Raw genomic sequence first — 25,318 nt, 5'->3', positions numbered from 1 at the left:
CACGCTCTGAGCTATTCGGCCTTTAAACGTGAGCGGCGAACCAATTGCCCGCCAAGGTTCATTGGGTGAAGAAAGTTGCATTAATTGTCGCAAGGTCAAAGTTATTTTCGCTCGGATTCCTCGGCCTAAGGTGCAACCAAGCGACGCGTTCATCTTGAAATTGGCGCCTGCCATGACGCGTAAACAACGGCGGCTGGTGATCTCCAACCAGCAGAATTTCTGTGTCACGCAATAAAGGGTTCATCGCAATATCAGAAACGAGATGGGATATGTTCAACCAGTGCTCCGCCATCCGGCACAGCTCTTGATCGTCAAATACACCGCCATTCCAGCAATTCAGGCGATCTGGCACTTCATGATGGCCAACAGGTTTATGAGAATTCAAAGTCAACCAATAGGCGAACTTGGCATCGGAACTGTCAGATAACAGAAAAGCTTCTACCGAACGTGCGACATCGGCATCACACATGCCACGAAATGTGGTGCCGCAATGGGAGATCGGCACGTGCGGATTCAAACCAGCACGGTTTTCCAAAAAGAAGATGTTTTCAAAACCAATTTTTGGATACCAATGGACACGCTCGAAGAATTCGCCCGTAAACGCATGAAATGCGGCTGTTTTGTAGCCTACTTCTTTGGCCCGGTTAGGTAAACAATCAAGATGCTCGATATCACGCAGATCCCGATAGTCTGCAAACAAGTTGCAAAGCTCTCGTATTTCGGCCGTTGACGTTGATCCGGAATACAGAACATTGCCGGTATTTACATCATACCTATCCGAGACCTTTTTTCCCAACAAGGGACCCCAGACCAATTCCTGGCTCTCACTGTTAGAAAAGGCCCCCAAACCTTCCACTATGACAACTAACAGATTGGGTTGTTCCGAAGACGTTACGACAACTTGCAGATCAGCATAAGTTGTTGCGGTGTCGTCGACAGCGGAAAACGGCTCGACAGCAACACTTATGACTTCCTGCATCTTCTGGGGCGTAGTGTTCGCTAGTGCATCAGCGAAGACCATGAGCATTACACAAAAGGCAAAAGGATAAAGGCTCATTTCACTACGGCGTCGCTTTGCTCTCTGAACAACGATATTTGTCGCAAAGAAGCACATGATGACTGCGCCAAATACTATGACGTACATCGCTGAGTGCTGCACTTGCAGCATCGACACAAATTTGGTTGCGTCGAAAAACATGGCTACGGGCATCTGAAAGTAAGATGATGCGACTAATAACGCATCCAATGACATCGCAAAAACCATGACAAGATAGAATGACCATCTGCCTAGAATAGTTCCGAGAAGAACCGACATTGCAAGCAGGCCGATTTGAAAATCCCTTATCGGGCAAAAGTAAATCATCATTACAAGATAAAGGGCGTTTGGAATAAGGACCGAAAGAATCGCGAACTCCCAGGAAGCGGCACTCCAATGGCGATTTTCTGGAAAAAAGGCACGAACTCTAAATCTCATAAAACAACCTATAGATGCAAACGCAATACCACCGGCATAAGGAGTGGATCTTAAAAACTCCTTACCAATGGTTGTGTATTTTCAATCTACAGTATGGTTTTAATTACAGTGTGAAATTTATCACTACGTCCTAGCGCCACTTCGAGACAGGAAATCTGTGGACCAAAATTCTGTGTTCTCCGTGTAAGATTCGGACGCTGGCGACAAACGCGCATCGGCACAGGAACACCCGGTCTCACGGCAGCGGCGTATGACCAATTAACCTAAAACAAAAAATAAGGCAGACCGGGGCGGCGCCACTCACGCCGCGGGCACTGGTTTACTCGCTAAGCTTCACCACGCCGTCCTGATCGGGGCAGGTTTTCAAGGCTTCTGCGGCTGTCTGACCGTCCGCCAGCGGCGCATCCGGCCAGATTTCGGCGAGCGGGATCAGAACAAAAGCACGGTCTCCCATGCGCGGGTGTGGCAATTCCAGATCGGACTCGTTCACGCTTCTGGTCCCGTAAATCAGGACATCAATATCAATGATCCGTGGCCCCCAGCGAATGTCCCGGACGCGGCCCAGCTCGGTTTCAATTGCCAGACACCGCGCCAACAGGTCCTGAGGCGACAAGATAGTGTCGACGACAGCACAAATGTTCCGATAGTCGTCCTGTGGAACCGGGCCCCAAGGCGGTGTGCTGTAGTCAGATGACCTGGCGACAACCGTAATCCCCTCACTGGCGTCCAGTTGGTCCAGCGCTTTTTTCAAATGCGCGGCCGTGTCGCCTATGTTCGACCCGAGCCCAAGGGCACATCGTGTCGGTGCAGCCGATTCCGCTGCGGCAAGGTTCGTTTGATGGAGGGTCATTTATACAGGGTTCCGTTCCAATCGCGTTGCCTGCGATATACGCACACAATCTGCATGTGGACGTACGTCATGAACTCTTAATATAGCAGCCCCCTTGATAACGGCTGTCATATGCACCGCGATGGAGCCAAAAAGCCGCTCATCGGTCTCAACGCCCAAAACCGCACCGATCATACGTTTCCGCGATGCGCCAGCCAGAATGGGCAGACCGTGCTTCTGCAAGGTTTCAAGCCGGTTCAGGATGAGAAAATTCTGATCAATGGTTTTTCCAAAGCCAAATCCCGGGTCGAGGATCTGCTTTTCTTTCGCGATGCCGGCCCGCTCGGCCAACGCCATGGATGTTTCAAAAAACCGGTCCATGTCTGCGAGGATGTCAATGTCGGCATCGGCGTGATCGCGGTTGTGCATCATTACAACCGGCACACCGAGTTCGGCAACCGTATCAGCCATCGCCGGATCTTTTTGCAGGCCCCAGACATCGTTGACGATCGCGGCACCAGCAGCACCAGCCCGGCGCACGATCTCCGCCTTGTAGGTGTCGATCGAGACCGGACAGCCAAGCTCACAAACAGGTTCGAGAACAGGCGCCAGACGTGACCACTCATCCTCCAGCCCAACGGGTTCAGATCCGGGCCGCGTGCTTTCCGCACCAATGTCCAGAATGTCGGCCCCATCGGCTATCATCGACCGGGCATGATCCAAGGCTGCGTCCGCCGCATCGAACCGGCCGCCATCGGAAAAGGAATCCGGGGTCACGTTCAAAATGCCCATCACATGGGCGCGTCTCTCCGGCAAGGTGTAGGCAGCAGCTTTGGCCATCAGTCGTCCTTCATCGTCCAACAATTGGACCAGAAGCCTCGTCTGATGCCCCGCTCTTGACGGCAGGTCAAGCAAATGAACCCCACGGACACGGGATAATCATGACGTGGTTATTCGGCTGCGGCGTGCTGGGTATCCTGGCCGCGCAGCAGCAGGTAACAGACAACACCCGCCACTGGCATTGCCGGAAGCACAAAAGCAAGCCCGAGAACAGGATCACCGACCATGGCAACGATCAGGCTGGCAGCCACACCGCCGCCAAACTGCAGGAAGCCAAGCATGGACGACGCCGCCCCTGCAATGTGCGGGAACGGGGCCATGGAGTCAGTAAAGCTCGCCGGAAGAACAAACGCCAGGGCGAAAACAAACAAGCCAACGGGCGCCATGACGGACGCTACGGAGGGCTCTTGTGTCAGGGTCATGGCGCACATCAAAACAGAGGCAACAACCAGCATGGCCAATCCGAAAGGCACGAGCTTGTGCGCGTCGGTTACCTTCAAGAGCTGCCCAGTTATCACAGTGCCAAGAATAAACGACCCGGACTGCAGGATCATGGTAAGGCCGAAGACAGAGGGCGACAGGCCGACTTCGTAGATCAGCACGAACGGCAGCACAGTTGCGAGGGCATAGATGTTGCCGAGGCCACAGCCGATTAGGATTGCCGGCGCAAGAAACCGTGGATCTTTCAAAAGCGTGGTGTAATTGATGGCGAGCTGACGCGGGTTCAGGTGATGTTTGCCCGGAGACGGGTTCGTTTCCACCTGAAAAACGGTCACGGCCACCATCAGCGCAACGCCGTAAATGACCATGCACCAGAAGACTTCCCGCCAGCCGAAGAGCTCAAGCACAAACCCGCCGATCGTCGGCGAGATTGCCGGTCCGAGAGCAAGCATCATGGCGATGGTGTTCATGATCCGGGCCGACGCCTGACCGGTAAACTGATCCCGCACAATTGCCCGCGACACGGAAATCCCGATCGCCGCTCCAACCCCTTGAAGGGCGCGGGCGGCCACCATGAACTCCACCGTCGGGCTGAATGTCGCAAGCACGCTGGAGATCAGATAGATGCCGAGAAACAGGATTGTGACCGGCTTGCGGCCGAAAGCGTCGGTCAACGGTCCGCACACCAGTTGTGTGGCGGCAAATCCTGCGAAATAAGATGTCAGGGTCAGCTTCACCGCACCGTCGGTTGTGCCGAAAAACTCAACCAGCGCCGGCATGGCAGGCGTATAAAGCGCCATGGAAATGGGCCCAACGGCCACAAGACCGGCGCCGAGCAGTGCCGTTCTGCGGGCACTCATCAAAGTCGCGGGTGCTGCTGTCATTTGCCCTTCCCATTCGGCGAAAGCAGCAAAAGGCTATCCTTCATATTTTGAAGAAGGGTTTCCAGCACCTTGCGGTCGTCCCCCATCACACCTTCAAGCGCCCGCGCCCGAACGCCCTCCAGTGCAACACTTATGCGCTCCAGCAGCGGGTCAGCGTCTTCCGTCAGCTGCACCAGTTTGGCGCGTTTGTCGGACGGATCGGGCTGGCGCCTTATGAGTCCGGACTTTTCCAGCGAGTCCAGATACCCCACCAGGGTCATCGGCTCTACATACATGGCATCAGCCAAGACCGCCTGCCGATTGCCCGGCATCCGCCAGACATAAAACAACGTCCGGGCTTCGCCAACGGTCAGTCCTGTTTCGACATCGGCAAGGGCTGCCTCGAACTGACGGCGAAGCATGCGCGCCAGGTCGACAATCAGCATGGTCACACCGATATTGGGTGGTGGTAGTGTCATAAACCGCTCAAATTAATAAGGTTACCTTACTAATTAGGACGGAGGTTCATTTCTGTCAATGCGCAGAACTACCACTGCATTGCACAATTGCCGGACTGCGCGTATAAAGGCGCCAAATTCGGCCCGGCAGAAACGGACTGCAGCCGATCACGGAAATTCAAATCCAGACATGCTGCGGGCTCCAATTTGGGCCCGCTATGTCTTTTGGAGCCCAACTCATGAAACTGCGTAACATTGCCATCATCGCGCACGTCGACCATGGCAAAACCACTTTGATCGACGTCCTTCTGAAGCAATCCGGCGCGTTCCGCGACAACCAGCGCACCGAAGAACGCATGATGGATAGCAACGACATCGAGCGCGAGCGCGGCATCACCATCCTGGCGAAAGTCACCTCGCTGGTCTGGAAAGACACCCGCATCAACATCGTTGACACACCAGGCCACGCCGACTTCGGCGGCGAGGTGGAGCGCATCTTGCACATGGTCGACGGCGTAATCCTTCTGGTGGACGCTGCAGAAGGCCCGATGCCGCAGACCAAGTTCGTGCTCGGCAAAGCATTGAAACTCGGACTTAAGCCGATCGTTGCCATCAACAAGATCGACAAACCGGAACAGCGCGCCGACGAAGTTCTTGACGAAGTGTTCGACCTGTTTGCCTCCCTTGATGCCAACGAAGACCAGCTCGACTTCCCGGTCCTTTACGGCTCTGCCAAGCAGGAGTGGATGGCGCTGGAGCCGGACGGGCCGCAGGACAACATGGATCCGCTGTTCGACATGGTTCTGGACAAGGTCGCGCCACCGCAGTCGGAAGACGGCTCATTCAAGCTTTTGGCGACCACCATCCAGTCCGATCCGTTCCTCGGCCGCATCCTGACCGGACGCATCGTCTCCGGCACTGCCACGCCCAATATGCCGATCAAGGCCCTCAGCCGCGACGGCAAACAGGTCGAGACCGGACGCGTGTCCAAGGTGCTTGCTTTCCGTGGTCTGGAGCGTCAGCCGATCGAGCAAGGCGAAGCAGGTGACATCGTCTCTATCGCCGGCCTGACCAAGGCGACCGTGGCCGATACCATTTGTGCACCAGACGTCAGCGACGCGTTGCAGGCTCAGCCGATCGATCCGCCAACGCTCTCCATGACCTTCCGCGTCAATGACAGCCCGCTTGCCGGCACCGAAGGTTCCAAGGTTCAGTCCCGCGTTATCCGCGAACGCCTGATGAAGGAAGCTGAGGGCAACGTCGCCCTGAAAGTCGAGGAAACTGACGAGCCGGACGCGTTCACCGTTTCCGGACGCGGTGAACTTCTGCTTGCCATCCTGATCGAAAACATGCGCCGCGAAGGCTTTGAACTTGGCGTTGGCCGGCCGCAGGTTGTGTTCCAGCATGACAGCGAAGGCAAACGCCTTGAGCCAATCGAAGAAGTCATCATCGATGTTGATGAAGAATTCTCCGGGACGGTTGTCCAGAAGCTGCAGGAACGCAAGGCCGACCTCCTGGAAATGAAGCCGTCCGGCGGTGGCCGCACCCGTCTAGTGTTCAACGCCCCGACCCGCGGTCTCATCGGCTACCAGGCCGAACTGATGTCGGATACCCGCGGCTCCGCGATCTTCAACCGCCTGTTCCACGGCTACGAGCCATACAAGGGCCCGATCCAGGGGCGCCATACCGGCGTTCTGCTGTCCAACGGCACTGGTGAAGCTGTTGCCTACGCTCTGTTCAACCTGGAAGACCGCGGCCCGATGATGATCGATCCGGGCACCAAGGTTTATCCGGGCATGATCATCGGCGAACACACCCGCGGCAACGATCTGGAAGTCAACGTCCTGAAAGGCAAGCAGCTGACCAACATCCGCTCTGCCGGCAAGGACGACGCGGTGAAGCTCACCACCCCGATCCGCCTGACGCTGGAAGCCGCGCTCTCCTACATCGCGGACGACGAGCTGGTGGAAGTGACCCCGGATTCAATCCGCCTGCGCAAGGCCGAACTCGACCCGCACGAGCGCAAGCGCGCCGAACGCGCCATGAAAAAAGAAAGCGCCTAAGTTTTCTGATTTACTAAGTGGTATGAGTTTGAAAAGCCCGGGTCGCAAGATCCGGGTTTTTTTTTGTTTTTAGCGTCTCGGTATGGATCCCCGCACGAGGCGGGGATGACGCCAGTGGGTTTTTGCTGAGACTATTCTTTGTCCGCGATGTCCCGGCCTCTGAGCCGGGACAGGCTACTCACGTCCGGGACGGCCAAGCGCACATGCGATGCCGGCGAGTCCAAAAATCTTATCCACGCCCCTCACCCCTGCCCGTATACTTCTCCCGTGCCTGTTCAACAGGCTTTCCGGGGGACCGTCCCTTGGAAGGGAACAGGCCGGGCGGGGCTGGGGGAAAGAGGTAACGGTTCTTTCCTGGCAGGTCCGGTGGTCAATGATCCCGGGGACCGTAGACCCGGGTGGAGCGGTGCGGCTGCGGAGGGCGCGGTGCGGGGGTGGCAACACTCAAGCGTCTGTTCGCAAGTCGGATCCACCATTGCCATGAGAAACAGCCCGGGCGGGGCGTGACAGCTTTTGCCGAAGAAACATTTTGAACAAGTAGCGCAAGGCAAAGCCTGGCGCGCCCCGCCACTCCTGTGCTGGACAGGAGGCGATACAGCAAAAACGCCGGAGGAGGTCCTCGCGGCGCTTTTGGTTCTGGCGCAGTCTGTTTGCGCCGTGTCTGTTTGTGCCGTCCCGGCCTTTGAGCCGGAACCAAGGCCCCGGGAGAAGTAGCCGGTCAGGCGGCCCTTTGCTTGAGTGGAGAAAAACGCACTGCATTGGTCTGCCGGACCACACTCAAGAGGCACAGCCCGCCAATCACCAGCTCAACCACCAGCGCCGTCACCAGCCCGCTGTGCGGCGCGCCGTCCAACCCCATGCTGACAAAGCGGCCAAACGCATAGGCAAGAAACACGGTGGCACCAAGCGCTGCGGAAAACCGGCTCACACCGGACAGGAAGGCTCCGGCCAGAATGAGAGCCCCAAGCGCTGTCAGGCTGGCGCCCGGTGCGCGCAGCTCATTCAAAAGGCTCGGATTGCTGCCGAGCGCAATGTCATAGGCGGCGTAAAAACCTGCCGGCACGACGGTGATCGCAAAGCCGACGCCGAGCGCCGTCACACCGGCAACGCCAAGGATTGCTCTGTCAAACCATTGAGTGGTCATGGTCTATCTCCTTTTGTCTTCAGATTCAGGCAGCTGCTGACCAGGCGCCGGAGCGCGCGGCATCCCGGGCGTAGTCTTTAAAATCGCGCGGCGGGCGGCCAATGGCGCGCTGAACCCCATCGGTAAGGTGGGCGTTGCGGCCATCCAGCGTTTCGCGGGCGATCTCGGTGATGACACCGGCGATCATCTCGCCACTGGAGCGGGCAACTTCTGCATGGAATTCTTCGAAAGAGATCGGCAGATGCTGAACCGGCCGCCCGATTGCTGTGGAGAGCTCTTGCGCCATGTCGGCAAAGCTCATCAGGCGCGGGCCGGTCACTTCATAGAGTTCGCCGTCATGTCCGTCCTCGGTCAGAGCTGCGACAGCGACCGCTGCAATATCGTCGACATCGACGATCGGTTCGCGGACTTCGCCACCCGGCATCGGCAAAACACCGGCCATGACGGGACCAAAAAGCGCGCCTTCCGAGTAATTCTGCGCAAACCAGGCTGCGCGCACGATGGTGAACGCGACACCTGACTTGCGGACAATGTTTTCAGCGCGCTCGGCATGATGTTCGCCGCGCCCGGTCAAAAGCACCAGTTTTTCGACACCGGCGTCTTTCGCCATTTTGGTGAACGCCTCGACATGCTCCACAGCACCAGGGAACGCGATGTCGGGAAAGTAAGAAACATATGCGGCAGAGACGCCGTCGAGCGCCGGACCCCAGGTTTGCGGCTGGTCCCAATCAAACGGCACCGGCGCGCTGCGCGATCCGCGGCGGATGGAAATGCCTTTGTCTTCCAGCGATTTGGCGATGCGGGAGCCGGTCTTGCCGGTCGCGCCGATTACGAGAATGGTCTTGTTTTGCATGGGTCGTCTCCGGATCAACTGTTTCGATAACCCGAAGATATGGATTTCAGGCAGACGAACAATTCTTGAACGTCTAAACTTCTTATCCGATCGTCCAGATAATATGGACGGACAGAAAATTTTATGTCACAGTCTTGCTCATGATGATGACTGCCAACCAGCATGTGCCGGACCCGAACGCGATCGCACAACCGCTCGGTGATCCCCTCGGAGAAATCCTGCACCTTCTCAAACTCACCGGCACGTTTTATTGCCAGTCCCGGCTCACCGCGCCCTGGGGAGTCGCGATCCCGGGCTTTGACAATGTGATGAGTTTCGCCGTGATCATAGGCGGGCGCTGCTGGATGACGGTCGGTGGCGGCGAGCCGTTTCAGGTGGAAAAGGGCAACCTGGTGCTGATGACCAAGGGGCAGGAACTCAACTTCAGAAGCGATCTGAAAGCCCCACTTTTGACACTTGATGAGTTGCCGATCCGGAAGGTCACGGAGCTCTATGAAACGCTGGAATTTGGCGGCGGCGGTGAGGAAACCAGCATCATGTACGGCATCGTCCGCCTAGATCATGCTGCCAGCGGGCTGTTGATGCAGCTCCTGCCTGAAGTCTTAAAGATCGACACCTGGACTGAAGATGCCGGTAGCTGGTTGCAGGGCACACTGCAATTCATCGCGAGGGAAGCGCGGGAACTGCGGCCGGGTGGTGAGACCGTAATCACCCGGCTTGCCGATGTTGTGGTGATCGAGGCGATCCGCCGCTGGATCAATACGGCACCAGAGGCCAACAGGGGTTGGCTGAAAGCCGCCCGCGATCCGCAAATCGGCCGGGCCGTGCTGGCAATCCACAGGGCTCCGGCCGACAGCTGGACGCTGGAAACCCTGGCCGACGTCGCCGGCATGTCGCGCTCGGCCTTCTCAGCCCGTTTCACAGAACTCGTCGGGATGCCGGCAATTGAATACCTGACCTTCTGGCGGATGCATCTTGCCCGTGCACGGCTCCTGGAGACGAGTCAGCCCATCGCCGCCATCTCAGCAAGTCTCGGCTATCAGTCCGAACCGGCCTTTAACCGGGCCTTCAAACGGGTGTTTCACATTCCGCCCGGACAGGTTCGCAAAGCCCGAGCTGCCAACATCTGATGCCGAGTTCCTGACACCCGGCGCCCTTTCGCCTTTTGGGGGCCTTTTCTTGTGCGGCGCAAACAGGTTTAATCCGGCCAACGCAAATTTCACGGGAGGCACGGGTGAGCAAGACGAACGCGGGTAATTTTTTCGAGGACTTTCAAATCGGTCAGGTGATCAAACACGCCACGCCGCGGACAATCACCTCCGGCGACCAGGCGCTGTACACCGCGCTTTACGGCTCCCGTTTCGCGGTCCAGTCCTCCGACGCTTTCGCCCGTGCGCTCGGTTATGCCCACGCTCCGGTGGACGACCTCCTGACGTTTCACATGGTCTTCGGCAAGACCGTGCCGGACATCTCTCTGAATGCCGTTGCCAATCTCGGCTATGCCGGTGGCCGGTTTCTTGCGCCGGTTTATCCAGGCGACACGCTGTCGACCGTCTCGGAAGTGATCGGCAAGAAGGAAAACTCCAACGGCAAAACCGGCGTCGTTTACGTGCGCTCCACCGGCTATTCGGACGACGGCACGGAAGTGCTGGATTATGTGCGTTGGGTCATGGTGAAGAAGCGCGATGTGACCAGCCCGCCGCCCGATGCTGTTGTGCCGGATCTGCCCGCTGCCATCGACCCGCAGGCGCTCGGCAACGCCGTCCCGCTGCTTGATACCGTACACTGGGAAAATGACCTTTCCGGCTCGCCTTTCCGCTGGGCCGACTACGAAACCGGCGAAAAAATCGACCACGTCGACGGAATGACTGTGGAAGAGGCCGAGCACCAGATGGCGACCCGGCTCTACCAGAATACTGCCAAGGTGCATTTTAACCTGCATACGGAATCCGAAAGCCGGTTTGGCAAACGCCTGATCTATGGTGGGCACGTGATTTCGCTCGCAAGAGCCTTGTCCTTCAACGGTCTTGCCAATGCCTTCCATGTCGCCGGGATCAACGGCGGCCGCCATGTGGCCCCGCTCTTTGCCGGCGACACTGTCTATGCCTGGTCGGAAGTTCTGGAAAAGGCAGAGATCGATGGCCGGTCGGACGTTGCGGCCCTGCGGCTGCGGCTCGTCGCCACGAAAAACCGCGCCTGTGCCGATTTCCCACTGAAGGATGCCGACGGCAAGTACGAAGATGGCGTCATTCTCGACTTCGACTACTGGGCATTAATGCCGAAATAACGGGATAGACTTTCCAAGCCAAATCGGCGAGCGTTCCGGTTCAAATACCAACCGGAGGCAAGCTGATGAAAACGGTCTCTTTCACACAGATGAAGGACGGCACCAAGGAGGATTACGATCTTCTGGCAGAGGCCGAAAAGCCGTTTCATGTTGCAACCGCAGACAGGATACTCGCCGAGCTGAAACGGCAGGGCGAGGACACCATGACCGGTTACAAGATCACCCGGATGGAGCACGGCCTTCAGTCGGCAACCCGTGCGCTCCGGGAAGGTGCCGACATCGACTGGGTAGTCGGCGCGCTCTTGCATGATATCGGTGATGGCTTGGCACCGCAGAACCACGACCGGTTTTCCGCCGAAGTCATCCGCCCGTTCGTGCGCGACGAGGTTGCCTGGGTGGTTGAACATCACGGCATCTTCCAGATGCTTTACTACGCAAAGCACTACAACTGGGATGAAAACGCCCGCGACCGGTTCAAGGACCATCCGCACTTTCAAGCGTGCGCGGATTTCTGCGAGCGTTGGGATCAGGCGTCCTTCGATCCGGACTACAAAAGCGAAACGCTGGAAACCTTCGAGCCGATGGTGCGCGAGGTCTTTGACCGCAAGGCCTATGATCCGGCCGTCATCCAGGAGAGTGTTTCTACCGGGCTACCAAAGCTCGCTAAATAGAAGCGGATTTTAAGGTTTTTGAGCCGGCACCACGTCGGTTGCGATTGGACCGACCCCAGCTTCTGCAGCCTTCGGTCCGAACGGCACCCAGCGCTTGAAGAAATTGGCTGTGGAGCTCGACCGGCTTTCATTGTTCGCCGCAAAGGCGGCTTCCACCGGTTGATTTTCTGCCGGAGATTCGGCATTTGAGACGGCCGTTGGCGGTGTCTCTGCCGCTGCAGCTTCTGATGCGGCTGCGACGGGGTCTTCCGTACCCTCGTCGCCGAAGCTCAGGACCTCGGCAATCTGGCTTTGCCGGTCCTCCCACCGCTGCTTGCGCTCTTCGCGGGCATCAAGCCGGGCCACGATGGTTTCAAATTTCTCGCTGTCACGGTTCTGCTTGGCCGCAACCGCCATGGCAATGCGCGGGCTGACTTCATAAGCCGGACATTTCGCACTGGCACGGAACGGCACCCCATCGACCAAGGGCGTCGCGTCAAAGACGTATTTCTTTTCGCAGACTGAAATCGCCGGAGGCGTATTGGTCACCTCGAAATGATCATATCCGGTCTTGAGCATCTTCCAGAATGCCAGGTGCTGACTGTCGTAATGCTTTGCCAGATTTTCGGGCGTCATCCGGAACGGGAAGGCCTGCACCTGGAAAGACCGTGCCCCGCCCTTGAAGCTGTCGCGAGCCAGCGCGTAGATATCCTGCACCTGTTCATCGGTCATGGCATAACAGCCGCGCGAAGAACATGCACCGTGAACCATCAGATGCGAGCCAGTGCGCCCATGGGCCTGGTCATAGCGATTGGGGAACCCGAGATTGAACGCCAGATGGTAACTGGAGTTAGGATTCATCAAGGCCGGCGTCACCTCATAAAAACCTTCCGGAGCCTGACGGTCGCCTTCCTTGAATTTTGGTCCAAGTTTACCAGACCATTTGCAGATCTCGAACTCTTCCAGGAGCTTGAATTTGCCCGTCCGCGTCTGCTTCCAGACCTCCAGTTCGGATTCTTCCTTGAAAATCCGGATCATGATCGGTGATGTGGAAGGCATGTTGAGATCGGCCATCTTGCGCTTGATGGACGCGCTCACAGGAGCTTTGTGCTTGTTGGGACCAGAGGCGAAGTCATCGGCCTGGCATCCGACCAACACGCCGGCCAAAAGAACGGCTGCAACACGGGTGCACGCACGTTTATACATGCGTTGATGGTCCGCCTGCCGGTTTTCCGCTGAAGACGAGAAACGCCCGAAGATCATGTACCTGTCCCAAACTGATCGGATCTTGTTCAGCCGTTTGTGTATCGGCTGGCCAAAACTCCCATCTCGCCCCCAAAGACCAAGCTAGGCAAGGATGGTTGATGATACGTTACTGTATCTGCAGAAAGGCAGCGAACCACAATCCGGTGATAAACACAGCTATCCCGCTGGCTCTTTTCGCAGTTCTGCCTCAGTGACGGCAGAATCTGGCCACACAATGGCGAAAAGCCGCCAAGCAGCGGCCTTTCATCAAAATCTCGTCAGAAAAGACGGATCAGGAGAGCGTCCGGCCAATAGCGATGAACTTCTCGCGCCGCTGCTTGCGCAGCTGATCGGCGCTCAGCCCCGCCAGTTGCTTCAACTCTTCCTCGATCGCCGATCCGGCGGTGTCGATGACAATCTCGCGGGCACGGTGCGCGCCGCCAACCGGTTCATCGACAATGCTGTCGATGACACCCAGCTGTTTCAAATCCTGAGCTGTGATCTTGAGAGCTGTTGCTGCGTCCTGAGCCTTGGCGCTGTCGCGCCACAAGATGGATGCGGCTCCTTCCGGTGAAATCACCGAATAGATGGCATGCTCCATCATCAAGACCTTGTTGGCCGTGGCAACTGCGATCGCGCCACCTGAGCCGCCCTCACCGATCACCACCGCAACAGACGGCGTACCAAGGCCAAGGCCAGCATCCGTCGACCGGGCGATTGCCTCGGATTGACCACGCTCTTCGGCACCGCGGCCTGGATAGGCACCGGATGTGTCCACAAACGAAATCAGCGGCAAGCCGAAACGCTCAGCCATTTCCATGACGCGCACGGCCTTGCGGTATCCTTCCGGGCGCACCATGCCGAAATTGTGTTTCAGCCGGGTTTCGGTGTCGTGGCCCTTTTCCTGGCCAAGCACGGCAACGGACTGACCGCGGAACCGGCCAATGCCAGCCACAAGTGCATGGTCTTCAGCGAAGTTCCGATCACCTGCGAGTGGGATGAAATCCTCGATCAAGCCGGTGATGTATTCAATCGCATGCGGCCGGTCCGGATGACGTGCCACGAGTGTTTTCTGCCACGGTGTCAGCTTCGCGTAGATGTCTTTCAGCGTCTGCGCGGACTTCGTTTTCAGCCGGTCGATTTCGCTTTCAACATGAACAGCTTCACCATCTTCTGCGGCCAAAGCCCGCAATTCCTGGATCTTGCCTTCAATGTCGGCGACGGGCTTTTCGAATTCCAAATAGCTGTGCATGTACTCGCTAACCTGAAACATGTCGGACCCGCAGCTTTCTGCGGAGCCGAAAATCAAGAACCGGGAACACAGATGTCCCATCGGCATGGTGATGAGGGCTGTATCAAGAGACGGGAAGTGGTGCAAGCCTTCCCGGCAACTCAGATCCCGCCAGCCTGATCAACTTCTGCAACAGACTGGCTTGGCATTCAATAGAAGACCATCGGACAGCGGGGTTTGGATCCCGAAAATGTTGCTAACGTGCAGCCTGATCGCTGCCATTGCCACCAATGTTGAGTTTCGAGGCTTCAACGAGTAACCGGCCGTTTTTCGTTGCAATCGAGATCCGGTAGGGCACCAGAACATTGTCCCGGCCCATCGGCGCCAGCCAGATTTCCATCGGCGCCTTCGCCATGTATTTCACCGACGCCTTGGACGGACGGTGGCCTGCAACCGGAACCCATTTGGCTTTACACACCACGACCGGGCCGTCATAACCGCGACCGGAAACCTCCTTGGTGCCCTGGTAGGACAGTTTGATGTCGAACCGGGTCCAACCGTCAAAAATCGGCAATTTGCGCGAACAGGCTTTCGGACCAAGGCTGTCTTTTGCCCGCCGGACCGGCATCAACGCAGCGCTTAGTGGATCCATCGCGTTGCGGCGATGGCGGTTTGTCACCTTGATGCGCTCCGCATTCGGCTTGAATTGCGGCGTCACTTCCATGGACCGGATGTTACCCGAGCCCTGGTTCAGGTTGACGTAGAAATCCAGATTGGCCGCATGTGAGGCCATCCGGTACTTGGACGGCACCACCTTGGAACCGACAAGCCAGCCGGATGCTTCCGCACCGCCCTTTCCGGTCGAAAACAACGTTCCGATCCCGGCCGGTTCCATATTGACCTTGGCCGAATAGGCATTTCCCTGCATCACCAGAGAGAGCGTCCCTCGAGCAACCTTGAACCCGGCAATCGATATGGAATAGACGCCCCCGACGGTGCTCTTCTTAGCGTGCGCCGGAGTAACCAGGAGAGCGGCGGCCAAAAAAGGCAGAACTGCAATCCGTCCAATTGACTTTATACCAATCACTTCAAAACCTCCGCGCCGCACTGCCGGCGGCGTTCGCGCCCCCGCGCCAAGGATGTTCCGCAAGGTCAACAATAACATGAAATCACCCTTGCGAACCGTGTCAATTCTTCTCAATCTTGGTAACTCACTGGTTAACGCATTGCCGAATGCGGAATAAAAGTAAGGAATCGCATCAAAGGCGCGCAGATGTCTTGACGTTCGCGCGCACTCCCTTTATAGCGGGGCAACTTTTTTCCGAGAATTGCCGGAGACGATGTCGCCGGACCTCAGGTCCGCGCCGCTTCCGGTTGGTCTTGCTGGGTTCCTGTAACGGCCCAGCCACAAAAACAAAAGGTGATATGATGGCTCGCCGTTGCGAACTCTCTGGCAAAGACGTGATGACAGGCAACAACGTCTCTCACGCAAACAACAAATCCCGCCGCCGGTTCCTGCCGAACCTGTGCAACGTGTCCCTGATGAGCGACACGCTCGGCGAGACATTTAAGCTGAAAGTCAGCGCCCATGCTCTGCGTTCTGTTGAGCACCGCGGTGGCCTTGATGCGTACCTGATGAAAGCTTCCGACGCTGAGCTTTCCGACAACGCACGCAAGATCAAAGTCAGCATCAAGCGCAAGCAGGAAGAAGCTGCTGCTGCTGCTTAACCCTTAAGGGGTCAAAAATGGAAAAAACCCGGAGTTTCTCCGTGGCCGATCTCGCCATCGCGGTGTTCGCGATGGCGATTGTCGTTGTGGCCTCGAATTTTCTGGTCCAATTCCCGGTCGAGCACACGCTGGCCGGAGTTAACCTGGCGGACCTCCTTACCTGGGGCGCCTTCACCTATCCGATCGCGTTTCTGGTCACGGACCTGACGAACCGGCGCTTTGGCCCGTCCGCGGCCCGGAAAGTCGTTCTAACCGGCTTTGTGATCGCGATTGTTGTCCCGATGGTGTTCTGGACGTTCAACGAAGCCTTCACGACCCCCCGGATCCTCGTCGCCTCAGGAACAGCGTTTCTTGTTGCCCAACTGCTCGACGTGACGATATTCGACCGTCTCCGCCGCTTGACCTGGTGGAAAGCGCCGATCGCCTCATCACTGATCGGCTCCATGATCGACACCCTCCTGTTCTTCGGGATTGCCTTTGCCGCGGCCTTCGCCTTCATTGACGTCATTTTTGGCATGGAAGACGGCTCGCTTGCGTTCCCGGTTCCCTTCCTCGGGATTGCCGATGCCTTCCAGGTCCCGCTGTGGGCTTCGCTGGCCGTTGGCGACTTCATGGTCAAGATGCTGGTTGCTGTTGCTTTGCTCGCTCCCTACCGGTTTGTGCTGAACATGTTCCAGCCGCAACCAAACGGATCAGCCGCCTAAGGTAAGGCTCAATAAATCTTTCAAAAGGCGCCCATTGCGGCGCCTTTTTCATTGTTCATTCAAACGGAAGCGCAGAAGCAGGGTGCGTTGCAACAGCGAACGGTTGTTGTCGGACAAGAGCGTCAGGATAGTGTCACCGGCCGCATTCTGGTGGACGGCCAGGGCTTCCATATTGTCGATTTGGTAATTGAAGTCCGCCTCCAAAAGGATTTCTCCATCCAAAGCCGCTCCAGCCTTGAGATCGCTGCCCGGAAGCCGCCGCAAGCGCAGACCAATGAGATCCTTCATGTTAAAGCGCCGCTCCATGAGGAGCAGGTCGCCATCCGGCAAGAAAGCCGCATCGGTTACATCAAAGCGGTCATGGCGTTTGATAGAGAACTCTTCAGCGCCGTCCGAACCAAGAATAAACCCGAGGAAATCATGTTCATCGCTAGGTGTTGTTTCGCTGATCGCAATCAACTTGCCATCAAGCAGGCCGCCTGCCGGTCCTGCGGCCAGGGCTTCTATGCCCGTGTTGCGCGGTAACCTGTCCAGCGCCTTCGGCAAGGATAGCTGACCAAGCATTCTTTCATCCCCGGTCAGGAGCGGCCACTCATAATGATACACTGCGTGATTGCGCTCTGCAGACACATAGAGACCGGTGGCATTGAGGGTCAGCGCCTCGGTGTCATGTCCCCAGCGGGCTCTGAGTGACTTTCCATCCGCACCTAACAGGACCGCGTAACGCAGATCCGACAGCCCAGTTGGAGCACCTTCGTCCGTTTGCTCGACCGTGGCGGCAACCCAGTGGCCATTGTCGGTCACAGCAAGCAAGCGATTGCCGTCATCAAGACTGATCACCCCAGATAATCCGCCGGTCTTGCGATCAGAAGCCAGGATCTCGAAACCGCCCAGAAACGTCAGCTTCCCGAACTCAGTGTTCGAATGGCCGATATGGAAGGTCTCAATCGGCCGTGTCTTCACCCGGACCTGTTTAGCTTCATCCAGGAGACTTTCGGCAGACACTGGCGCGGAAAACGAGAGAACCGCTGCAGCCAGTCCGGCTGCAGCGGTCCTTATAAACTTAGAGAAGAAAGCGCTCATGCCCTCATAACCTGCTCACCTGCGTCCAGCCCGGCGCTGACGGCCTCTGCCGAATTGCGCGGCCATCTGGACCTCGTCGTCAAAGAGGTCCGCAAGCTGGTCGGTCATCGCGCCTGCAAGCTCTTCGGCGTCGACGATGGTGACGGCCCGGCGATAGTAACGTGTCACGTCGTGGCCAATGCCGATCGCAATGAGCTCCACCGGCGACCGCGTTTCAATGTCCTCGATCACATAGCGCAGGTGACGCTCCAGATAGTTGCCCGGATTGACCGACAAGGTCGTGTCATCAACCGGTGCGCCGTCTGAAATCATCATCAGGATGCGCCGTTGTTCCGGCCGTGCCATCAACCGGTCATGCGCCCAGAGCAGGGCCTCACCGTCAATGTTCTCTTTCAAGAGGCCTTCGCGCATCATCAAACCAAGATTGCGGCGGGCGCGCCGCCAGGGCGCATCTGCTGACTTGTAGATGATATGCCTTAGATCATTCAGCCGGCCCGGTGTAGGCGGTTTGCCAGCACCAATCCAGCTTTCGCGCGACTGACCACCCTTCCAGGCTTTCGTTGTGAAACCAAGGATTTCAACTTTCACGCCGCACCGTTCCAGCGTCCGCGCAAGAATGTCGGCACAGGTGGCTGCCACCGTAATCGGACGGCCGCGCATGGAACCGGAGTTGTCCAGAAGAAGTGTGACGACGGTATCCCGGAAGTTGGTGTCCCGCTCTTGCTTGAAAGCCAGAGGCGCCATCGGATCGGTCACAGCCCGGGTCAGGCGTGCGGTATCGAGAAGACCTTCTTCGAGGTCGAAATCCCAGGCCCGGTTCTGCTGGGCCATCAATTTGCGCTGCAACCGGTTGGCAAGACGGGCAACAGCCCCTTGCAGATGGGTCAACTGCTTGTCGAGGAACCCGCGCAAGCGATCCAGCTCGGCGGTGTCACACAGCTCTTCAGCCGTGATTGTTTCATCGAACTGGGTCGTAAACACCCGATAATCGGATTCCGGCGGCTTGTTGGAGAAGGGATGATCCTGACGGTCACTCTCGCCAGCTTCTTCAGAATCGTCAGCCATGTCCTGGTCGACCATCTGGTCGAAGTCCGCTTCTGAGGCTTCCGTGTCACCGGCGTCCTGCTCCTCCCCGGAAAGTTCCATTTCCTGGGGTGCAGCTTCCTGCTCACCGCTGTCCTCTTCGGTATCGTCCCCGGTTTCGGCTTCGTCGTTGTTGCCGGCGTCGTCGTTTTGCTCCGGATCGAGGTCCTCGTCCTGCTCACCCAGCTCATCCGCCATATCGAGAGATTTCAGAACGTCACGCAGACGCGAGGCAAACCCGTTCTGGTCCTCAACCTCGGCTTCGAGACTGTCAAGCTCCGCGCCCGCCTTGTTCTCCACCCAGTCGCGCCACATGTCGACCAGCTTGGCCGCACTTTCCGGCGGCTTGGCACCGGTCAAGCGTTCGCGCACGATCAGCGACAGGGCATCCTGAAGGGGTGCTTCTTCCCGGCTCGCGATATCCGGCGCACCGGACTTGCGGAACTTGTCGTTGAGCATGACGGCCAGGTTGTCGGCAACACCCTGCATCCGGCGCGCGCCGACCGCTTCACAGCGCGCTTGTTCAACAGATTCGAAGATCGCCCGCGCATCCATGCCTTGCGGCATGTTCTTGGCGTGCACTGCCTTGTCGTGACAGGCAATCTTGAGCGCCATGGAATCCGAGAGCCCGCGCGTGACCGCGACCTCGTGCGCATTCAGCTTACGGGACGGTTCAGGCAAGCGGGCAGACAGGCCCGACAAGCCCGGCCGGTCGCCGGAGAATGTAACTTCCAGCTCCGCCTCGCCCGAAATCGCCCGCATGGTGCCGGCAACGGACTGTTTCAGCGGTTCCGTCGTCGGGGCGGGCTTGTTGCCCGGAAGAGAGTTGCTACCTGGCCGCGGCGCCATAGGGACCTCAGCTCATTACAACGTTGACAGCGGATTCCGGCAGATCTTCACCGAAGCAGCGTTGATAAAACTCTGCCACAAGCGACTGCTCCATGTCGTCGCACTTGTTCAGGAAGGTCAGGCGGAAGGAAAAACCGACATCACCAAAAATTTCCGCGTTCTCCGCCCAGGTGATCACCGTCCGCGGGCTCATAACCGTGGAGAGATCTCCATTGATGAACGCATTCCGGGTCATGTCGGCCAGCCGGACCATCTTGGAAACCGTGTTCCGGCCTTCATCGTTCTGGAAGTGCTTGGCCTTCGACAGAACAATGTCGACTTCATTGTCGTGCGGCAGGTAATTCAGCGTGGTGACAATCGACCAGCGGTCCATCTGCGCCTGGTTGATCTGCTGCGTGCCGTGGTAAAGACCGGACGTATCGCCGAGCCCGACCGTGTTGGCAGTTGCGAACAACCGGAAGGCCGCGTGCGGGCGGATGACCCGGCTCTGGTCGAGAAGCGTCAAACGGCCCGAAGACTCCAGGATCCGTTGGATTACGAACATCACGTCCGGACGGCCTGCATCGTATTCGTCGAACACCAGCGCAACATTGTGCTGATACGCCCACGGCAGAATGCCGTCCTTGAATTCGGTCACTTGCTGACCGTCCTTCAGAACAATTGCGTCTTTACCGACCAGATCGATACGCGAGATATGACTGTCGAGGTTAACCCGGATACACGGCCAGTTCAGACGCGAGGCAACCTGCTCGATATGCGTCGATTTGCCCGTCCCGTGGTAGCCGGTCACCATCACGCGGCGGTTGTGCGCAAAACCCGCCAGGATCGCTAGGGTCGTTGCCCGGTCGAAAAGATAATCGGGATCGGGTTCCGGCACATGCTCTGACGGCGTGGAAAAGGCCGGGACCTTCAGGTCCGACTTGAAGCCAAACACCTCTTCGACAGAAATTTCAGTGTCCGGCATCGCCATGGCCGCAGTCGTCGTCTCAGTCATCAGTCCTCCGCAGTCCCGGAGCGCCGGGATGGGTCGTTTGGGAAAAGCAAGCAGGGCCCTGCAAGCTTAGAGGAAACCGGCCTTTTTCAGAACGTTATACGCCTGAATGATTTCCCGCAGGCGGTCTTCCGAAGAGCGATCCCCGCCATTGGCATCCGGATGGTTTAATTTCACAAGTTCTTTATAGCGCGCTTTGATTTCGCTTCCACGTGCTGTGTACGGCAGATTGAGCACATCAAGCGACCGTTTTTCAAGCGTCAAAAGCTTTCTTTCGCGCGGGCGGCGCACTTGTTCGGCCCGGCGCTGCGCGTTGCCGCGCATCGATGACCTTGCGTCAAACCCGTCAGGTCCGTCAGCCGCTTGCCGGTTGACACCCATCTTCCAGGTCGGCCTATGACCGGTTAGGCTGTCTTTCTGGTAAGTGCGGACATCATCGTCACCCATACCGTTGAAGTAGTTATACGTCTTATTGTATTCGCGAACGTGGTCGACGCAGAAGTGAAAGTACTGGCCTTCGCGGTCCCGCCCTTTTGGCGCCTTGTGTGTACCAGGGCGTTTGCACCCCGGGTGTTCACAAACGGGATGCCGGTCTTCGGTCATCCGCTCCTTGCGATCTTTGTCCGGCTTCACCCGGATGCTGTCGAATATTTTTGAATCGAGTTTCATTGGGTCGATTATGGGATCTTGTATCCACCGGGCAAGCCGGTGACGTTGGTAGTTGGCCGTCTTCCAGAGTCTTTTCGACGATGGAACCGGCGCGGGAAATCAAACAGCCTGAGACAATATCAGGCTGTTCAGCACACGCCTAGACTTGAACTTTTTATCCGTGCTCCCCAAAGTCCGGAAATGAGCATGAAACAGACTATTACCGACAAGCTGACGGCCGCTTTTGCACCGTCCCACCTCAACGTCATCGACGAATCAGAAAACCATCGCGGACATGGTGGCTGGCGCGAGGGCGGCGAAACCCATTTCCGGGTTCAGATTGCCGCTGACGCCTTTCAGTCGATGTCCCGCGTCGGACAGCACCGCGCGATCAATGAAGTTCTGGCCGACGAACTTGCCAGCAGCGTCCACGCCTTGGCCATCGAAGTCAAAAAAGCGTAGAACGAAAAGCACCGAAAACCCGCTCCGAAGCTGACTTTATACCTTTACCGCAAGCGTTCTTTCACCCTTCACTGACAGGATTAGACCATTCTGTCAGCAGCGGTGATGCTCATGCGGATATTTAGTCGACTTGTGGCAGTTCTGGCCGTTGCCGTTTTCGCGCAAACTGCGTCAGCACGCGCGGATTCGTGGCTCATCTCCTCTGAGACCGACTTTCCTCCCTACAATTATTACCAAGGCGCTCAGTTCAAAGGGATCGACACTGAAATCGTGCGGTTGATTGTCACTGAACTCGGCTACAAGCCCGTTTTCGTCCAATTGCCTTGGAAGCGGGTCGTTCAAAGTGTCGAAAGCAATGAAGTCGACCTAGGCTACCAGTTTGTCGGTACCAAAGAGCGTTTTGAGAAATTTCGAATGGTCGGCCCTTTCCGAAACGGCGTGACGACGCTCATGTTTCCTGCGGACAGAAATATTGAATTTCAAAGCGTCGACGATCTGACGGGGCTCGTCATTGGCACAGTTCGCGGCTACGCCTATGCGCCAGAGTTCGACAAAGCCGACCATGTGTCCAAGGAGGAGGCAACCGACAACGAAACGAACGTCCGCAAGCTTGCTGCTGGACGGCTTCACGCCATCGTTGGAGATCGCGATACCTTAGCGTTTCTCGCGGCAAGACTCGGCTACAGCGGCAAGTTCAAATTTGCAGAAGAACCATTAGCGGTTGTTCCCCGGTACGTCGCGTTTCCAAAGGAAAGAGCAGAGGCTGCAAAAGCCTTTCAGGCGATGCTGGACCAAAAAATATCGGTCGGAGCAGTGGATGCTATCATCAACAAGTACACAACCATCCAGGTGAGCCAGCTTCCCCAACAAGCGGACGAAGCTATAGTCCAGACATCGCGCTGACGCAGCTGGCACTGCCGGGCATGGTTCAGTCGGATCAAGCGGAAGCCGCCGCCCGGATTTTGCTGAGCGACATGATCCGAAGCCGTGTGATCCGGTTTTTCTCCCGCCGCAGAACCGTGAAGCGGAACCCGTGGAACGTGAAGATCTGACGCTCTTCCGGGATCATCCGCGCCTCATGAATAACCAGGCCGGCAATGGTCGTTGCCTCGTCATCCGGCAAGTTCCAATCCGCTGCACGATTGAGATCCCGGATCGGCACGGAGCCATCGACAATGACGGAACCGTCCGCTTGCGGACGCAAACCTTCCAGTTCCAGATCATGTTCGTCCGCAATCTCGCCGACGATCTCTTCAAGAATGTCTTCCAAGGTTACGAGACCCATGACCTCGCCATACTCATCCACGACCAATGCAAAATGGGTTTTCTTCCGCAGGAACGCATTCAGCTGATCCTGCAGACTGGTGGTGTCCGGAATGAACCAGGCAGGCCCAGCAATTTCGAGGATGTTGATTTTCGCGGCGTCGCCGTTCGCCTGGTTAAGAGCACGCAGCAGATCCTTGGCGTGGAGAACCCCTACAAAATTGTCGCTTTCTCCGCGCCAGAGCGGCAAACGCGTGTGAGGTGAGGCAAGCGCTGCCTCAACCAGATTGGCTGGATCATCGTCTGCGTTGAGCGCCACCATGTTCGTGCGGTGGACCATCACATCAGAAACTTCCAGCTCAGCCAAATCCAACAAACCGCCGATACGATCCCGCTCGCCTTTTTCCAGGCCGCCTTCCATGTGTTGCAGATCAACTGCACCGCGCAGTTCCTCATGTGCGGAGAGGATCGATGCATCATCTCCGATGTTGACGCCGAGCATCTTCAAAAGCATGCGTACGATCCATTCGACCCCAATAACAACGGGGCCGAACACCGCAACAACAACGCGCACGATAGGCGACACGGTCAATGCGAAACGCTCAGGATTGGAAATCGCCCAGGTTTTCGGAAGAACTTCGGCAAAAACCAGAACAAGCGCGGTCATGACCAGGGTCGCAATCGCCACGCCGGCTTCGCCGAACAGCGCCAGAAAGACAGTCGTCGCCAGGGCCGATGCAAGAATGTTGACCAGATTGTTGCCCAGCAACAGCGCACCGATCAGGCGTTCCCTCGACGCAATCAACCGCCCCGCAACCCGTGCCCGCCAGTCTCCGGTTTTCTCAAGCTGATGCACCCTTGCGCGGGACGCAGCAGTCAACGCTGTTTCGGAGCCGGAAAAGAAGCCGGACAAAAACAGAAGAAAAAAGATGGCGGCAATGGAGAGCCAAAGTGCTGTCTCGGTCATGGGTTCAGTTTTTCCTTCAAGAACTCTGACACCAGATAGGGATCGACACCCTTTTCGACAAAGGCGTCCCCGATTCCCCTCGTCAAAACGAAGGTCAGCGCACCCCGGCTGACCTTTTTGTCTTGTGCAATCAGATCCATGAACACGTCGACACCGGGCAATTGTCCCGGAATATCGGTGATTCGGATTGGCAGTCCGACATCTGTAAGGTGCCTCTCAACCCGACCAACGGTGTCTGCTCCAATCAGGCCGAGTTTTTCTGAGAACTCATGCGCCAGCATCATGCCGATTGAAACGCCTTCACCATGCACCAGACGCTCGGTCTCATAGGACACCGCCCCCTCCAGCGCATGACCGAATGTATGGCCAAGATTCAGAAGCGCCCTACGGCCGGATTCCAGCTCATCGGCAGCAACAACATCGGCCTTTGCCTGGCAGGACCGGGCAACAGCCTCGTCCCGTTCTTGTCCACCTGCAAAGATGCCCTGCCAGTTGGTTTCCAGCCACGCAAAGAAATCGGCATCACCGAGAAGGCCATACTTCGCAACTTCAGCGTAACCGGCACGGAAATCGCGCGGGGTGAGCGTGTCGAGAATCGCGGTGTCGGCCAATACGAGCGCCGGCTGATGAAACGCGCCAATAAGGTTCTTGCCATGGCGCGAATTGATCCCGGTTTTTCCGCCAACGGAACTATCAACTTGCGCCAACAAAGACGTTGGCACCTGGATGAAGGCCATGCCCCGGCGCACGGCAGATGCCACAAACCCGGTCAAATCGCCAACCACGCCGCCGCCCAGCGCCACGATGGCATCGTTGCGTTCAAGCCGTGCGTTCAGAACTTCGTCGCACAAGCGCTCAAACTGTGAAAAGCACTTGGTGCTCTCGCCTGCCGGTACCGTGATCGGCGTGAAGTCAATCCCGGCCTTCTCCAGGCTGGCACCAAAAGCTTCAAGGTGAAGTCTTGCGACATTTTCATCCACAATCACCGCCAGCCGGGCGCCCGGCAGAACCACGGCAATTTCCGCTCCCGCAGTTTCCAGAACATTCCGTCCAATACGAATGTCGTAACTGCGCGCACCGAGGTCCACGCGAACGGTTTGCACTGCTTGCGGCGTGATGGCGTCAGCGGCATCCAAATTAGCCATTTGCTTGGTTTCCAAAC

At 57.3% G+C, this 25,318-nt stretch carries 24 protein-coding genes; 8 read left to right on the top strand and 16 right to left on the bottom strand.

Translation table 11 applies throughout. The features are described from left to right. Positions 1–58: 58 nt before the first annotated feature. The 5 genes from SADFL11_RS19645 to SADFL11_RS19625 form a co-directional block, all read right to left on the bottom strand. Positions 59–1,474 (bottom strand): sulfatase-like hydrolase/transferase, encoded by a 1,416-nt coding sequence (locus SADFL11_RS19645; RefSeq protein ID WP_008194020.1) that lies wholly within the window; start codon positions 1,472–1,474, stop codon positions 59–61. A gap of 319 nt (positions 1,475–1,793) precedes the next feature. After that, positions 1,794–2,324, bottom strand: coding sequence for a 2-amino-4-hydroxy-6-hydroxymethyldihydropteridine diphosphokinase (gene folK / locus SADFL11_RS19640; RefSeq protein WP_050776008.1), 531 nt, complete (start codon positions 2,322–2,324; stop codon positions 1,794–1,796). Continuing rightward, the gene (gene folP / locus SADFL11_RS19635; RefSeq protein ID WP_040451076.1) at positions 2,325–3,143 is read right to left on the bottom strand and encodes a dihydropteroate synthase; all 819 of its coding nucleotides are present in this window, start codon (positions 3,141–3,143) and stop codon (positions 2,325–2,327) included. 110 nt (positions 3,144–3,253) lie between these two features. Then, complete coding sequence (locus SADFL11_RS19630; RefSeq protein WP_008193642.1) at positions 3,254–4,468, bottom strand: multidrug effflux MFS transporter; 1,215 nt, start codon at positions 4,466–4,468, stop codon at positions 3,254–3,256. Continuing rightward, positions 4,465–4,926, bottom strand: coding sequence for a MarR family winged helix-turn-helix transcriptional regulator (locus SADFL11_RS19625; RefSeq protein ID WP_008191542.1), 462 nt, complete (start codon positions 4,924–4,926; stop codon positions 4,465–4,467). Before SADFL11_RS19625 ends, SADFL11_RS19630 begins: the two co-directional genes overlap by 4 nt. 218 nt (positions 4,927–5,144) lie before the next feature. Between SADFL11_RS19625 and typA the strand changes: the two genes are divergently transcribed. Beyond that, entirely contained in the window at positions 5,145–6,968 is a 1,824-nt protein-coding gene (typA, locus tag SADFL11_RS19620; protein WP_008189624.1) for a translational GTPase TypA, read from the top strand. A 718-nt stretch (positions 6,969–7,686) separates the two neighbouring features. On the opposite strand, the gene SADFL11_RS19615 is transcribed toward typA, so the two are convergent. After that, positions 7,687–8,112: a DUF4345 domain-containing protein gene (locus SADFL11_RS19615; RefSeq protein ID WP_008196571.1), complete on the bottom strand. Its 426-nt coding sequence runs from the start codon at positions 8,110–8,112 to the stop codon at positions 7,687–7,689. Between the two features lie 25 nt (positions 8,113–8,137). Beyond that, positions 8,138–8,965 carry an NAD(P)H-binding protein gene (locus SADFL11_RS19610; protein ID WP_008189170.1) on the bottom strand — a complete coding sequence of 276 codons (828 nt, stop codon included), beginning with the start codon at positions 8,963–8,965 and terminating at the stop codon, positions 8,138–8,140. Between the two features lie 140 nt (positions 8,966–9,105). Between SADFL11_RS19610 and SADFL11_RS19605 the strand changes: the two genes are divergently transcribed. The 3 genes from SADFL11_RS19605 to SADFL11_RS19595 all read left to right on the top strand — a co-directional run bounded on the left by SADFL11_RS19605 (position 9,106) and on the right by SADFL11_RS19595 (position 11,923). Continuing rightward, positions 9,106–10,095: an AraC family transcriptional regulator gene (locus SADFL11_RS19605; RefSeq protein ID WP_228198222.1), complete on the top strand. Its 990-nt coding sequence runs from the start codon at positions 9,106–9,108 to the stop codon at positions 10,093–10,095. Positions 10,096–10,199: 104 nt separating this feature from the next. Further along, positions 10,200–11,252, top strand: coding sequence for a MaoC family dehydratase (locus SADFL11_RS19600; protein WP_008193598.1), 1,053 nt, complete (start codon positions 10,200–10,202; stop codon positions 11,250–11,252). 65 nt (positions 11,253–11,317) lie between these two features. Continuing rightward, positions 11,318–11,923: an HD domain-containing protein gene (locus tag SADFL11_RS19595; protein ID WP_134853092.1), complete on the top strand. Its 606-nt coding sequence runs from the start codon at positions 11,318–11,320 to the stop codon at positions 11,921–11,923. A gap of 9 nt (positions 11,924–11,932) precedes the next feature. Here the strand turns inward: SADFL11_RS19595 and SADFL11_RS19590 are convergent, their stop codons facing one another. The 3 genes from SADFL11_RS19590 to SADFL11_RS19580 all read right to left on the bottom strand — a co-directional run bounded on the left by SADFL11_RS19590 (position 11,933) and on the right by SADFL11_RS19580 (position 15,465). Next, complete coding sequence (locus SADFL11_RS19590; protein WP_008188991.1) at positions 11,933–13,165, bottom strand: L,D-transpeptidase family protein; 1,233 nt, start codon at positions 13,163–13,165, stop codon at positions 11,933–11,935. Positions 13,166–13,439: 274 nt separating this feature from the next. Next, a complete protein-coding gene (locus SADFL11_RS19585; RefSeq protein WP_040452608.1) occupies positions 13,440–14,399 on the bottom strand; it encodes an acetyl-CoA carboxylase carboxyltransferase subunit alpha in 960 nt (319 codons plus the stop codon). Positions 14,400–14,634: 235 nt separating this feature from the next. Further along, entirely contained in the window at positions 14,635–15,465 is an 831-nt protein-coding gene (locus tag SADFL11_RS19580) for a DUF3108 domain-containing protein (RefSeq protein ID WP_040452609.1), read from the bottom strand. A gap of 341 nt (positions 15,466–15,806) precedes the next feature. Here SADFL11_RS19580 and rpmB point away from each other — a divergent pair, with 341 nt between their 5' ends. Beyond that, positions 15,807–16,106 carry a 50S ribosomal protein L28 gene (gene rpmB, locus SADFL11_RS19575; protein ID WP_040452610.1) on the top strand — a complete coding sequence of 100 codons (300 nt, stop codon included), beginning with the start codon at positions 15,807–15,809 and terminating at the stop codon, positions 16,104–16,106. Between the two features lie 17 nt (positions 16,107–16,123). Beyond that, a complete protein-coding gene (locus tag SADFL11_RS19570) occupies positions 16,124–16,810 on the top strand; it encodes a queuosine precursor transporter (protein ID WP_008193337.1) in 687 nt (228 codons plus the stop codon). 48 nt (positions 16,811–16,858) lie between these two features. Here the strand turns inward: SADFL11_RS19570 and SADFL11_RS19565 are convergent, their stop codons facing one another. From SADFL11_RS19565 to SADFL11_RS19550, 4 genes are all read right to left on the bottom strand, one after another. After that, complete coding sequence (locus tag SADFL11_RS19565) at positions 16,859–17,893, bottom strand: esterase-like activity of phytase family protein (protein ID WP_008192767.1); 1,035 nt, start codon at positions 17,891–17,893, stop codon at positions 16,859–16,861. A gap of 15 nt (positions 17,894–17,908) precedes the next feature. Then, on the bottom strand, positions 17,909–19,825 hold the full coding sequence (gene cobT, locus SADFL11_RS19560) for a cobaltochelatase subunit CobT (protein WP_008194973.1): 1,917 nt from the start codon (positions 19,823–19,825) through the stop codon (positions 17,909–17,911). Positions 19,826–19,832: 7 nt separating this feature from the next. After that, positions 19,833–20,819, bottom strand: a complete 987-nt coding sequence (gene cobS / locus SADFL11_RS19555) for a cobaltochelatase subunit CobS (RefSeq protein ID WP_008192290.1) — start codon at positions 20,817–20,819, stop codon at positions 19,833–19,835. Between the two features lie 66 nt (positions 20,820–20,885). Beyond that, the gene (locus SADFL11_RS19550) at positions 20,886–21,485 is read right to left on the bottom strand and encodes a DnaJ domain-containing protein (protein ID WP_040451077.1); all 600 of its coding nucleotides are present in this window, start codon (positions 21,483–21,485) and stop codon (positions 20,886–20,888) included. A 180-nt stretch (positions 21,486–21,665) separates the two neighbouring features. On the opposite strand from SADFL11_RS19550, the gene SADFL11_RS19545 reads away from it, so the two are divergent. Further along, positions 21,666–21,926, top strand: a complete 261-nt coding sequence (locus SADFL11_RS19545) for a BolA family protein (RefSeq protein ID WP_040451078.1) — start codon at positions 21,666–21,668, stop codon at positions 21,924–21,926. A gap of 111 nt (positions 21,927–22,037) precedes the next feature. After that, on the top strand, positions 22,038–22,829 hold the full coding sequence (locus SADFL11_RS19540) for a substrate-binding periplasmic protein (protein WP_167579007.1): 792 nt from the start codon (positions 22,038–22,040) through the stop codon (positions 22,827–22,829). A 34-nt stretch (positions 22,830–22,863) separates the two neighbouring features. On the opposite strand, the gene SADFL11_RS19535 is transcribed toward SADFL11_RS19540, so the two are convergent. Both SADFL11_RS19535 and aroB read right to left on the bottom strand, forming a co-directional pair. Next, on the bottom strand, positions 22,864–24,156 hold the full coding sequence (locus tag SADFL11_RS19535; protein WP_008189135.1) for an HlyC/CorC family transporter: 1,293 nt from the start codon (positions 24,154–24,156) through the stop codon (positions 22,864–22,866). Next, complete coding sequence (gene aroB, locus SADFL11_RS19530) at positions 24,153–25,301, bottom strand: 3-dehydroquinate synthase (protein ID WP_040452611.1); 1,149 nt, start codon at positions 25,299–25,301, stop codon at positions 24,153–24,155. The genes SADFL11_RS19535 and aroB overlap by 4 nt, the downstream gene beginning before the upstream one ends. Positions 25,302–25,318 lie beyond the last annotated feature (17 nt).

This window comes from Roseibium alexandrii DFL-11, from assembly GCF_000158095.2.
In the GTDB taxonomy this organism is placed as follows: Bacteria; Pseudomonadota; Alphaproteobacteria; order Rhizobiales; family Stappiaceae; genus Roseibium; species Roseibium alexandrii.
This window is presented reverse-complemented; position numbering and strand designations above follow the sequence as displayed.